Source organism: Arthrobacter sp. 754, assembly GCF_040548695.1.
In the GTDB taxonomy this organism is placed as follows: domain Bacteria; phylum Actinomycetota; class Actinomycetes; order Actinomycetales; family Micrococcaceae; genus Arthrobacter.
The window spans coordinates 99,486-111,836 of sequence record NZ_JBEPSC010000008.1; the positions used below are offsets into that span (position 1 = coordinate 99,486).

Below are 12,351 nucleotides of genomic sequence, written 5' to 3' on the forward strand. Positions count from 1 at the left end.
AAGCTTGCCGGGAAGCAGCACATCGTCCTGATGTTCGTCGGCCTGATGCTCTCCATGCTCCTGGCATCGTTGAACCAGACCGTGCTCAGCACGGCGCTGCCCACCATCGTGGGTGAACTCCACGGCGTCAATGACATGCTGTGGGTCATCACTGCCTTCATTCTGGCTTCCACGGTCACCATGCCCATCTACGGCAAGCTGGGCGACCTCATGGGGCGCAAGTCGCTCCTGATGGCAGCCATCCTGCTGTTCATGGCCGGTTCGGTCGTCGGCGGCCTGGCCAACGATATGAGCGCGCTGATCGTCGGCCGCGTGATCCAGGGCCTCGGCGGCGGCGGCCTGATGATCCTGTCCCAGGCCGTCATTGCCGACGTGGTGCCTGCCCGCGAACGCGGCAAGTACATGGGCATGATGGGCGGCGTCTTCGCCATCGCCTCGGTCGCGGGCCCGCTGCTGGGTGGCTGGTTCACTGAGGGCCCCGGCTGGCGCTGGGTGTTCTGGATCAACATCCCGCTGGGTTTGCTGGCCCTGGCCGGCGCTTTCTTCTTCCTGAAACTGCCCAAGCACAGCGGGAAGCCGCGGCTGGACCTCGGAGGCATGGTGCTCCTGGCCATTGCCACCACCTGCCTCGTCCTCTTCGCCACGTGGGGCGGCAGCAAGTACGAGTGGACCGACCCGATCATCCTGGGCCTGATCGCCGGGACTGTTGCCAGCGCCGCCGCCTTTGTCTTCGTGGAGAGCCGGACCGTCGAGCCGATCATTCCGCTGCACCTCTTCAAGGACCTCAACTTCAACCTCGCCACGGTTGCCGGCCTGCTGATCGGTGTGGCCATGTTCGGTGCCATCGGCTACCTGCCCACCTACCTGCAGATGGCTTTCAGCGTCAATGCCACTGATTCGGGCCTGCTGATGATCCCGATGATGGGGGCACTGCTCGTCGCTTCGGTGGTCTCGGGCCAACTGGTCAGCCGCACCGGGCGCTACAAATGGATGCCGATCGCCGGCGGAGTGCTGGTCGCCGCCGCCCTTGTGCTGCTCTCCACCCTCAAGCCGGACTCACCCCTCTGGGAAATCTGCGCCTACCTGGCCGTCATGGGCCTGGGCCTTGGCCTGAGCATGCAGATCATGGTCCTGATCGTGCAGAACTCGTTCCCGCTGCGCGAGGTCGGCACGGCGACGGCGTCGAACAACTTCTTCCGCCAGATCGGCGCCACCCTGGGCTCCGCCGTCGTCGGCAGCCTGTTCGCCAGCCGGCTGGCGGCACTGCTGGTCGAACGGCTCCCCGCCGCGGCGCAGGGCGGGGGAGCGCCCGGCGGGTCCAACTCGCTGACGCCCGCCGTCGTGGGTACCTTGCCTGCCCCCATCAAAGAGATCATCGTTTCCTCATATAACGATGCACTGACGCCCATCTTCATCTGGATGGTCCCGCTGGCCCTGGTGGCCGCGCTGCTGATGTGCTTCGTCAAGGAAAAGGCGCTGGCCACGGCCGTCGAGCATGATGTGCTGTCCGAGTCCATTTCCGAGGGGAACATCCTGATCACGGCTGACGACGCCGACGAGGAAGCCGCCGTCGCCGCCAGGGCCTAGCCCTGCGCCCGCCACCACTCCACCGTCGCCGCTGCGGCTTCGGGAAGCGGGGTGGGGCGCAGGCCCAGGGCGGCCTGGCTTGCGGCCGAGTCCATCACAAAGGGCTTCTGGAACTGGTACAGCATTTCCGCCAGCTCCCGGACATCCTTGGAGAACACACCCGTTGCCCGGATAGCCCACGCGGGCATGGTTCCGATCCTTGGTGCATGCACCCCGGCCGCCTCGGTGAACGCGGACGCCAGTTGCCGCTGGGTCAGGGCCGGGCCCGTGGGCGTATGCCAGACCCTGTTCCACAGCGACGGCGTGCGGGCGGCGTGGATCATCGCGGCGGCCAGGTCCGGCACATACGTGAACGAATGCGGCTGGTCGGCACTGCCGAGCACCCACACCTTCTTTCCGGCCAGCACCGCGGGGACCATGCGCTCGCCGGCGTGCGCACCCCGTACCCGGGGGCCGAAAAAGTCGCCTGACACCATGCTGACGGTGTCGGTGGCCGAGGAAGTCCTGGCCGCCAGCAGCCCGGTCCGTACACCGCGCTTGCCGCCCGCAGCGTTCCGGGGGCCGGCCTCCGTCATGGGGCGCTCCGGCCCGCCATACGAGTAAAGGCTCTCGGGAAAAACGACGACGGCGCCTGCCACACCCGCCGCGGCCAGCACCGTTTGCTCGGCCAGGGGAAGTTCGGCCTGCCATGCGTCCACGCTGTAGGCAGAGCCGTGGATGCAGTGGTACACCGCGGTTGCCCCCACGAAAGCTCCCCGCACCTGTGCGGGATCCCTGACGTCCGCCCTAAGCCTCTCCACGAGGGGGTGCCCGGGCCCGCTGCCCGACCGCGTCAGGATCCGGACGTTCTTTCCCTCGGCCGCGAGCTGCTCGGCAACGGTCCAGCCGACGGGGCCCGCCCCGGTAACCACGTGTACATCGTTCATGACTTCTCCTCCATGAGCGTTATCTCCCACCATGAGAGCAGTGCTCTCCTTTCAGTCTGGGCTCCGCTTCGTGAACCGTCAAGAGCAGTGCTCTCAAATGTTGACTCTGCTCTGACTTGTGCAGCATGCTGGGTCCATGACCGACCCAGGCGCCAGCACGGAAACCATCCCCTTACAGCGGACGCCGCGTGAACGGGCACGCGCCCAGACCATTGCGGACATCGTCCGGCTGGGGCGCGTGCACCTGGCCACGGACGGCGCGGCGGCCTTGTCGCTCCGGGCTGTCGCGAGGGACCTCGGCGTGGTTTCCTCGGCCGTCTACCGCTACGTCGCCAACCGCGACGAGCTCCTGACCCTGCTGCTGGTCGACGCCTACGATGAGCTCGGCGACGCTGTGGATGCCGCGGTGGATGCGGTGCCGGAGCATGACTTCGCCGGACGGTTCACGGCGCTAGGCCGGGCCGTCCGGGGCTGGGCCTTGAAGGAGCCGGCCCGGTACGGCCTCCTGTTCGGCAGCCCGGTGCCGGGGTACCAGGCTCCCGCCGGCCGGACCACAACGCCAGGCACGCGCGTCATCTTCAGACTGGTGGGGATAGTTGACTCCGCCTACCGGGCAGGGGCGCTGGCCCCGGAGCCGGGTGCCGCCGTCGTGCCTTCCGCCCTTTCCGCCGACCTGGCGGCGATCCGCGCCGAACTGGGGCTTGAGGTGCCGGATGCTGTGCTCGCCAACGGAGCGCTGGTGTGGACTTCGCTGTTCGGAACGGTGAGCTTCGAGGTGTTCGGCCAGTACGGGGCGGAAACATTCAGCGCCCGCGACGAGCTGTTCGAGCACCATCTCGCCGTACTTGCCAGGCTTGCCGGACTCCGCGACTGAGTGTTCGCCTGAGGACGCCCTGGCGAATATCTGCGGGCGCACACATGCTAAGCATGCTGCCCTTCCGCTGCCTGGCATCCGGGTCTAGCGTGATCAGCAGCAAATGATTCACCCGCCGCCCGCTGAACGTGAAGTCCTGGAGGCCCGCATGGCTGACCGTATTGCCGAGATCTGGGGAAGCCGGACGCCCTATGCCCGCGATGGGCTGTGGCCCGTGCGCGTTGACCAGGCGCTCGACGGCGGCCTGGCGGAAGCGGACGTGGACCGCTGGGTGCAGTCGGCCTGCGTCCTCTGCAGCAACGGCTGCGCCTGCGATATCGCAGTCAAGGACGGCGCCATGGTGGGCATCCGCGGCCGCGCCGGCGACCTGGTCAATCACGGCCGGCTGGGGCCCAAGGGCCTGTTCGCGAGCTGGCAGGGTGTCTCCCACAAGGACCGGCTGACCAGCCCGCTGATCCGCGAAAACGGGCGGCTGGTGGAGTGCAGCTGGGACACTGCGATGGAACGCATTGTGGGCCGGAGCCGGCAACTGCTGCAGGAACGCGGGCCGCTCAGCCACGGTTTCTACACAAGCGGCCAGCTGTTCCTGGAGGAGTACTACGCGCTGGCCGTAATCGGGAAGGCCGGCATCGGCACCCCGCATATGGACGGCAACACCCGGCTGTGCACCGCCACGGCGGCGGCCGCGCTGAAGGAGACCTTCGGTGCCGACGGCCAGCCCGGGGCGTACCAGGACATCGACCACTGCGACGCCATCTTCCTGTACGGGCACAACATGGCCGAAACCCAGACGGTCCTGTGGTCCCGTGTGCTGGACAGGATTGCCGGCCCGGACCGGCCCCTGGTTGTCTGCGTGGATCCGCGGGACACCGAGGTGGCACGGCACGCCGACGTGCACCTTGCCGTGAAACCGGGGACCAATTTGGCCCTGATGCATGCCCTTGTCCGGGAGATCCTCCATAACGGCTGGGAGGACGGGGGCTACCTCGGCGAGCATACGCTTGGGCTGGAGGATCTCCGGAAGACGGTGGAGCCGTGGACTGCCGAGGCCGCAGCCGAAACGTGCGGCGTTGCTGCGGACGACATCCGGAAGGCGGCGCGGATCTTCGGCACCTCAGGCCGGGTGCTCTCCACGGTCCTGCAGGGCTTCTACCAGTCATCACAGGCCACCGCGTCCTCCTGCCAGGTCAACAACCTGCACCTGCTCCGCGGAATGCTGGGACGCCCCGGCGCCGGGATCCTGCAGATGAACGGCCAGCCGACCGCCCAGAACAACCGGGAATGCGGGGCCGACGGCGACCTGCCGGGCTTCCGGAACTGGGAGAACGAGGACCACATCAAGGACCTGGCCCGGCTCTGGAAGGTGGACCCGGCCATCATTCCGCATTGGGCGCCGCCCACCCACGCCATGCAGATCTTCCGCTATGCGGAGCAGGGTTCCATCGAATTCCTGTGGGTTTCCGCCACCAACCCCGCCGTATCCCTGCCCGAGCTCCCGAGGATCAGGGAGATCCTCGCCAAGCCCGAACTCTTCCTCGTGGTGCAGGACCTGTACCTGACCGAGACAGCCCAGGCGGCCGACGTCGTCCTTCCAGCCGCCGGCTGGGGCGAAAAGACCGGGACCTTCACCAACGCCAACCGCACCGTGCACCTCTCGGACAAGGCAGTGGAACCCCCGGGGGAGGCGCGGCCGGACCTCGAGATCTTCCTGGACTACTCGCGCCGGATGGACTTCAGGACCGAGGAGGGGGAGCCGCTCCTGCGCTGGAGGGGACCCGAGGAAGCCTTCGAAGCCTGGAAGGAGTGCTCGCGCGGGCGGCCCTGCGACTACACGGGAATCAGCTACGAACGGCTCCGCGGCGGCAGCGGCATCCCCTGGCCGTGCAACGGGGAGAACCCGGATGGCCGTGTCCGGCTGTACGAGGACGGCGTGTTCCCCACTGAGCCTGATTACTGTGAAAACTACGGGCACGACCTCCTGACCGGCGCCGCCATTCCGCCGGCCCAGTACAAGGCCCTGGCCCCGGCCGGCCGGGCCATTCTGCGCAGCGCTCCCTATACCCCGCCCCATGAGGAGCCGGACCGGGAGTATCCGCTGCGGTACACGACCGGCCGCACCGCCTACCATTTCCATACCCGGACCAAGACCGGGCGGTCCAAGCCGCTCACCGCTGCTGCGCCGAAGGCCTGGGTGGAGATGGCCGCTGAGGACGCGGCCGCAATGGGGATATCCGAAGGTGACGTGGTCAGGGTTACTTCCCGCCGCGGAAGGATCGAGGCCCCGGTCCGCGTCAGCGGCATCCGGCCAGGAAGCGTATTTGCGCCGTTCCATTACGGCTACTGGGACAGCGCTGACGGTCCCGGCGAACACCCCACGGCCGCCAACGAACTGACGATCACCGAGTGGGATCCCGTCTCCAAGCAGCCGGTGTTCAAGAACGCGGCGGTGAAGGTGGAGCGGATTGCCGGGGCCGCCGGCCCGGCGCCCGCGCCCACGACGACGGCCTCCCGCCCTACCGGTGACGCGCAGGTCCCCGCGACGGTGGGCGGCCGGGATGCCGAAGCCTCCGAGGTCCCCAGCCCCGGCCTGCCACCACAGTTTCCCGGCGCCATCAGCTCGGGAGCCACGGGCTCCGATGCCGCCACGCCGGATGCCACCGGAGGCCCGCGATGAACCTCAAAATCTACCTGGGCCTGCTGCGCAAGGCCGAGGAAACCCTGGCCCGGTCCTACCGCGAGGTGGCCGACGGGCATGGTGCCGAACCGGATGTCCACTTCCTGTGCCTCACCCTCGCGAAGCAATGCGACGAGCATGAGCGGAAGCTGCAGCCCGTCGTCGAACGCTACGGTGAGGACACCTCCGACAACGAACCTGAACGGCTGCATGCCGAGGGCCTGGCCGGTACCCGCAGCGGGCCGGTGGGGCTGCTGCGCGATCTGCAGGATCTGTACCTGCTGGCGAGCCTCGTGGACATCACCTGGACCATGATCAAGCAGGCGGCCTCGGCCCTCCGGGACGAGGAGCTCCTGGCGGTGGTGGAAAAGTGCGACTCTGAAACGACAATCCAGCTCCAATGGCTGCAGACCAGGATGAAACAGGCGGCGCCGCAAGCCCTGGTGGCGGCACGCTGAAAGGAGATCACCGTGACTGAGACAGCACCGGAAGGCGAACCCCGGAAGGCGAGCACTGAGCCCGGCCTGGACGGCGAGGGCGACCAGTACGACGAGGCCGGCTTCGCCCATGCTGAGGCCGCGGACCGCACGCCGGAGGATGCCCGCGAGACCCAAGTGGACTTGGACAGGGATTCCTAAGAGACCGTTCACGCACAGCGAACACCGCCGTTGCCGCATTCGGCGTGCCCAAAAACCGCTTGATTCCGCGGGCTGCCCAGGTACGGGGCTACCCGAATGCCCAAAGTTGAGCGCATCCCACTCAACTTGTCTTGACAACATCCGGCCCGCGGGTAGAGTTGAGTCTAGAACGCTCAATGAGTGGGCGGAACGCAAGTTTCCACAAGAAAGAAGGAAGCAACACATGTCACGTGCAGTAGGTATCGACCTCGGAACCACCAACTCCGTCGTCTCCGTTCTCGAAGGTGGCGAGCCCACCGTTATTGCCAACGCCGAGGGTGGCCGCACCACGCCGTCGGTCGTTGCATTCTCCAAGTCCGGCGAAGTCCTGGTCGGCGAGATCGCCAAGCGCCAGGCCGTCAACAACATTGACCGCACCATCGCCTCCGTCAAGCGCCACATGGGCACTGACTGGTCCGTCTCCGTAGACGACAAGAAGTACACGGCGCAGGAAATCTCCGCCCGTATCCTCATGAAGCTGAAGAACGACGCCGAGTCGTACCTGGGCGAAAAGGTCACCGACGCCGTCGTCACCGTGCCCGCGTACTTCAACGACGCCCAGCGCCAGGCCACCAAGGAAGCCGGCGAAATCGCGGGCCTGAACGTCCTGCGCATCGTCAACGAGCCCACCGCGGCAGCACTGGCCTACGGCCTGGACAAGGGCAAGGAAGACGAACTCATCCTGGTCTTCGACCTCGGCGGCGGAACCTTCGACGTCTCCCTGCTCGAAGTCGGCAAGGACGAAGACAACTTCTCCACCATCCAGGTCCGCTCCACCGCCGGTGACAACCACCTCGGCGGCGACGACTGGGACCAGCGCGTTGTTGACTACCTGCTCAAGCAGCTCAAGGTCAAGGGCATCGACCTCTCCAAGGACAAGATCGCCCTGCAGCGCCTGCGCGAGGCATCCGAGCAGGCGAAGAAGGAACTCTCCTCCTCCACCAGCACCAACGTCTCCCTCCAGTACCTGTCCGTCACCCCCGACGGCCCGGTCCACCTGGACGAGCAGCTGACCCGCGCCAAGTTCCAGGACCTCACCAAGGACCTGCTGGACCGCACCAAGAAGCCGTTCCAGGATGTCATCAAGGAAGCCGGCATCAAGCTCTCCGAGATCGACCACATCGTTCTCGTGGGCGGTTCCACCCGTATGCCCGCCGTGTACGAGCTCGTCAAGGAACTCGCCGGCGGCAAGGAGCCGAACAAGGGCGTCAACCCCGATGAGGTCGTCGCTGTCGGCGCCGCACTCCAGGCCGGTGTCCTCAAGGGCGAGCGCAAGGACGTCCTGCTGATCGACGTCACCCCGCTTTCCCTCGGCATCGAGACCAAGGGCGGCGTCATGACGCACCTGATCGAGCGCAACACCGCCATCCCCACGAAGCGCTCCGAGACCTTCACCACGGCGGATGACAACCAGCCGTCCGTGGCCATCCAGGTCTTCCAGGGCGAGCGTGAGTTCACCCGCGACAACAAGCCGCTGGGCACGTTCGAGCTGACCGGTATTGCACCGGCTCCGCGCGGCGTCCCGCAGGTCGAGGTCACCTTCGACATCGACGCCAACGGCATCGTGCACGTCTCGGCGAAGGACAAGGGCACCGGCAAGGAACAGTCCATGACCATCACCGGCGGCACCGCGCTCTCCAAGGAAGACATTGACCGCATGGTCAAGGACGCCGAGGAGCACGCAGCCGAGGACAAGGCCCGCCGCGAGGCAACCGACACCCGCAACACGGCCGAGCAGCTCGCGTACTCCGTGGACAAGCTAATCGCCGACAACGCCGACAAGCTGCCCGCAGAGGTCAAGAACGATGTCCAGGCCGACGTCGACGCCCTCAAGAAGGCACTCGAAGGCACGGACGACGCCGCCGTGAAGACCGCGTTCGAGAAGCTGCAGGCTTCGCAGGGCAAGCTCGGCGAGGCCATCTACGCCCAGGCAGGTTCTCCTGATGGCGCCACCGGCGCTACAGGTGCCGAAGGCGCAGCGGGCCCTGAGGGCACGAAGGCTGACGAAGACATCGTCGACGCTGAGATCATCGACGAAGACGAAGCGAAGAAGTAGCCATGCCGCACCACGGTAACGAGGAAGAGCACAACTCATCCGCAAACCAGGAGCAGCAGGAACGCCAGCAGGGCGAAGGCCACCAGGAGCCGGTCATCCGGGACAACCGCAAGGTTGACCCGGTGACCGGGCGGGCGCGGCACCCCGAGGGCGAGCACCACGCTGAACCCCAGGACGCTGCAGCACCGGCGGATTCCGACGGCGACGCCCTGGCCCAGGCCGAGGAGATCCTCAACGGCATTGAAGTGCCCGCTGAGGAATCCGTGGCCCAGGGCGCGGGACATGCTGAAGCCGCGGAGCTGAAGAACGACCTTCTTCGCCTCCAGGCCGAGTACGTCAACTACCGCAAGCGCGTTGAACGCGACCGTGCCGTGGCAGGGGAGATGGCCGTCATCGGCGTCCTGAACTCCCTGCTGCCGGTACTGGACGACGTCGACGCCGCCCGCCAGCACGGTGACCTCACCGACGGCCCCTTCGCCGCGATCGCCACCAAGCTGGAGAACGCGCTGAAGACGTACGGCCTGGTCCGGATCGATGAGACGGGCGTGGAGTTCGACCCCACGGTCCACGAAGCCCTCATCCAGCAGCCTGGCGAGGACATCGAAGTTGACACCGTCAGCCAGGTCCTCCGCTCCGGCTACCGCTCCGGCGACCGCGTCCTCCGCGCAGCACAGGTCATCGTCGCAGTTCCGGCGTAGGGGTCACCAATGCGCTACGCCGGATATGGGGCGGTGCCCGCTTCGCGGTGCCCTCCACACCGCCGCCCCATATCCGGCCTCCGCGCAGGCGGTCATCTCGCCTAAGGTGAGGTAACCACAGAGCTCGCAGCGGTACAGGGGCCCCGGGAGTGGCATCGGGCCTGCCGGAGCGTGGTGGCTTGGTCCGATAGGACCGAGCCACCACGCGTAGGGGCGGGGGCCCCTGTATCGCGGAGAGCGTGGGTACAACTTTAAGAAGTACGAGAAAGGAAACGCCATTGGCTAGCCAGGATTGGGTGGACAAGGACTTTTACGCGATCCTTGGTATCGCCAAGGACGCTTCCGAAGCCGACATTAAGAAGGCCTACCGGAAACTTGCCCGCCAGCATCACCCGGACACCAACGCCGGGAATGTCGCTTCGGAGAAGAAGTTCAAGGACATCTCCGAGGCCTATTCGGTGCTTTCGGACCCCGATGAGCGGCAGCAGTATGACGCGATCCGGGCAATGGGCGGCGGCGCCCGGTTCGCTCCGGGCGGGGCGGGTGCCGCCAACGGCGGGTTCGAGGACATGTTCGGTGGTTTGTTCACCGGGAGCACGGGACGCCACGCCGGCGGCTTCAGCACGGCCGGCGGCATTCCGCCCGAGTTCGCTGACCTGTTCGGTGGCGGCGGCTTCGGGGCCCAGCCTGGTTTCCAGCGGACCCCGCAGAAGGGTGCGGACCGCACCGCCTCGACCACCATTTCCTTCGCGGGCTCCATCCGCGGCACCTCCATCGGCCTGCGTGAGCCCAACGGTGAAGTGATCGATGTCCGCGTTCCCGCCGGGATCAAGGACGGCCAGAAGGTCCGCGTCCGCGGCAAGGGCCAGCCCGGCCCGGCAGGCAACGGGGACCTTGTGGTGGCGGTTGCCGTAAAGCCCCACGATTTTTACACGCGCGACGGCGACAACCTCCGCATCCACGTTCCCGTCACCTTCCCGGAAGCTGCTTTGGGCGCCGACATCGAAGTCCCCACTCTGGACGGCGAGAAGGTCCGGGTCCGCGTGCCTGCGGGCACCCCGTCCGGCCGTACGCTTCGGGTGAAGGGCCACGGCGTGAAGACGTCCAAGGCCACCGGTGACCTCCTGGTGACCATCGACGTCGCGGTTCCCAAGAACCTGAACAAGGAAGCCGAGGCGGCCGTGAAGGCGTTCGCCGCAGCCACCGCCGATGCCGACGTCCGAAGCGGCCTGGCCGCCAAGGCCCGGCTGTAGGCAGCGGAGCAGACCGTGGACATCAGCGCTGACCAGCCGATCTTTGTGATCTCCGTGGCGGCTGAACTGGCGGACATGCACCCGCAGACCCTCCGGCAGTACGACCGGCTGGGCATCGTTTCGCCCAGCCGCGCGCCGGGGAAGTCCCGCCGCTACTCGCAGCGGGACGTGAACATGCTGCGTGAAGTCCAGCGGCTGTCCCATGAAGGGGTCTCGCTTGAAGGCATCAAGCGAATCCTGGAACTGGAGAACCAGGTGGCCGCGCTGCAGTCCAAGGTGAGTGAACTGACCGAGGAGCTGGGCCGCCGTCGTCCGCTTGACCAGCGGATCTTCGCCGCCGGTGCGGCCGGCGACGTGGTGAGCCTGGCCCGCGGCCAGCGGCCCCGTGCACGGTCACAGGCCGTGGTGATCTGGCGCCCCCGGGCCCTGGGCACCTAACTGGCGTGCAAATGATGCTCGGACGGCTACCTGTTTCCGATACCCATAGGGGTATGCTGGCGATGTAGGCAGTTACATCAATCGTTCAGGAGCAGCCATGAACTACACGCATACCGTGACAGTACCGCTGGAGTGGGAGGACGCTGTGCAGCGCACCCGGGAAGCCCTTGCCGCGCAGGGATTCGGGATCCTCTCCGAGATCAACGTCCGTGCCACCTTTGAGGCCAAGCTCGGCAGCGATGCGGCGGACGCGCTGGGCGACTATGTGATCCTTGGCGCCTGCAATCCTGCCCTGGCAAACCGGGCCCTGTCCGCGGAGCCTGACATGGGGGCGCTCCTGCCGTGCAACGTGGTGGTCCGCCGCGGCCCGGACGCTGCCCGGACCACCATCCAGGCGATCGATCCGCAGACCATGGCAAAACTCAGCGAGAGCCCCGCCGTCCAGGAGGTTGCCAACGACGCCGACACCCGCCTCCGGGCGGCCTTGGCTTCCCTCGACGGCACGGGAGAAACTCCGGGCAACTAGCCCTCGACCGAAATTAGAGTACCCACTACTCGTGACGGGTCCGCCCCCTTTGTCTTGAATGGAACTGCAGCTGGGTCTCACAGCGCAGGTTCGAGCCTCTGGGGGTTTTTCGCGTGTTCGGTTCTTCAGTCCAAATGTTCGCAGGGTCCACCGCCGGGCTGATCCTGCTCGCCATCGGCCAGACCATCGTGGTGGTGTGTGTCTGCTTCGACATGGTGCGTGCGCTGTCCGTTCCGCGGTCTCACCGGCGATACCTGGCCAGCACCGTGTTCCGGACGCTGGCCATCCCGTCCATCATCACCACCGGCATGAGCGTGCTGATCGACGCGTTGTCGTGGTCCTGGATGGATGTGTGCATGTCGATGTTCGTGATGGTGGCGATCATCTTCCGCCTCCATCACGACAAGGACGAGGACAGCTGGTGGAAGGGGAAAGGCAAGAAGCTGGCGCGCTGGGCCCGCCGGCAGTTCAGCGGTGGCACGTCCGTCGCGCCGGCGATGGGGTAGCCTCCCTGATCCAGCCTTTCGACCGTGCCGGCAGCCCGGTCCTGTCCCCGGTAATCCACGTATAACCGCAGTTCAGGGCCGTTCTATGGTGATCCGGCCGGATTGTGTCGGGCCGGCAGACCAAAGTTACGCGTCG

At 66.7% G+C, this 12,351-nt stretch carries 12 protein-coding genes; 11 read left to right on the plus strand and 1 reads right to left on the minus strand.

The features are described from left to right. Positions 1 to 30 precede the first annotated feature (30 nt). On the plus strand, positions 31 to 1,587 hold the full coding sequence (locus tag ABIA70_RS20180; RefSeq protein WP_354149481.1) for an MDR family MFS transporter: 1,557 nt from the start codon (positions 31 to 33) through the stop codon (positions 1,585 to 1,587). Here the strand turns inward: ABIA70_RS20180 and ABIA70_RS20185 are convergent. Further along, positions 1,584 to 2,513 (minus strand): NAD-dependent epimerase/dehydratase family protein, encoded by a 930-nt coding sequence (locus ABIA70_RS20185; RefSeq protein WP_354149364.1) that lies wholly within the window; start codon positions 2,511 to 2,513, stop codon positions 1,584 to 1,586. The two genes, ABIA70_RS20180 and ABIA70_RS20185, sit on opposite strands and share 4 nt — an antisense overlap. Positions 2,514 to 2,649: 136 nt before the next feature. On the opposite strand from ABIA70_RS20185, the gene ABIA70_RS20190 reads away from it, so the two are divergent. From ABIA70_RS20190 to ABIA70_RS20235, 10 genes are all read left to right on the plus strand, one after another. Then, entirely contained in the window at positions 2,650 to 3,387 is a 738-nt protein-coding gene (locus tag ABIA70_RS20190; protein WP_354149365.1) for a TetR/AcrR family transcriptional regulator, read from the plus strand. Between the two features lie 148 nt (positions 3,388 to 3,535). After that, positions 3,536 to 6,061 (plus strand): molybdopterin oxidoreductase family protein, encoded by a 2,526-nt coding sequence (locus ABIA70_RS20195; RefSeq protein ID WP_354149366.1) that lies wholly within the window; start codon positions 3,536 to 3,538, stop codon positions 6,059 to 6,061. Beyond that, positions 6,058 to 6,519 (plus strand): hypothetical protein, encoded by a 462-nt coding sequence (locus ABIA70_RS20200; RefSeq protein WP_354149367.1) that lies wholly within the window; start codon positions 6,058 to 6,060, stop codon positions 6,517 to 6,519. The genes ABIA70_RS20195 and ABIA70_RS20200 overlap by 4 nt, the downstream gene beginning before the upstream one ends. 12 nt (positions 6,520 to 6,531) lie before the next feature. Then, positions 6,532 to 6,699 carry a hypothetical protein gene (locus tag ABIA70_RS20205; protein ID WP_354149368.1) on the plus strand — a complete coding sequence of 56 codons (168 nt, stop codon included), beginning with the start codon at positions 6,532 to 6,534 and terminating at the stop codon, positions 6,697 to 6,699. A 223-nt stretch (positions 6,700 to 6,922) separates the two neighbouring features. Then, positions 6,923 to 8,794, plus strand: coding sequence for a molecular chaperone DnaK (gene dnaK, locus ABIA70_RS20210; protein WP_354149369.1), 1,872 nt, complete (start codon positions 6,923 to 6,925; stop codon positions 8,792 to 8,794). Positions 8,795 to 8,796: 2 nt separating this feature from the next. Next, complete coding sequence (locus ABIA70_RS20215) at positions 8,797 to 9,492, plus strand: nucleotide exchange factor GrpE (protein ID WP_354149370.1); 696 nt, start codon at positions 8,797 to 8,799, stop codon at positions 9,490 to 9,492. Between the two features lie 278 nt (positions 9,493 to 9,770). Continuing rightward, positions 9,771 to 10,745 (plus strand): DnaJ C-terminal domain-containing protein, encoded by a 975-nt coding sequence (locus tag ABIA70_RS20220; RefSeq protein ID WP_354149371.1) that lies wholly within the window; start codon positions 9,771 to 9,773, stop codon positions 10,743 to 10,745. Between the two features lie 15 nt (positions 10,746 to 10,760). Continuing rightward, positions 10,761 to 11,183, plus strand: coding sequence for a heat shock protein transcriptional repressor HspR (locus ABIA70_RS20225; RefSeq protein ID WP_354149372.1), 423 nt, complete (start codon positions 10,761 to 10,763; stop codon positions 11,181 to 11,183). 97 nt (positions 11,184 to 11,280) lie between these two features. Next, complete coding sequence (locus ABIA70_RS20230; protein ID WP_354149373.1) at positions 11,281 to 11,709, plus strand: DUF302 domain-containing protein; 429 nt, start codon at positions 11,281 to 11,283, stop codon at positions 11,707 to 11,709. 134 nt (positions 11,710 to 11,843) lie between these two features. Then, positions 11,844 to 12,215 carry a hypothetical protein gene (locus ABIA70_RS20235; RefSeq protein ID WP_354149374.1) on the plus strand — a complete coding sequence of 124 codons (372 nt, stop codon included), beginning with the start codon at positions 11,844 to 11,846 and terminating at the stop codon, positions 12,213 to 12,215. Positions 12,216 to 12,351: the final 136 nt, after the last annotated feature.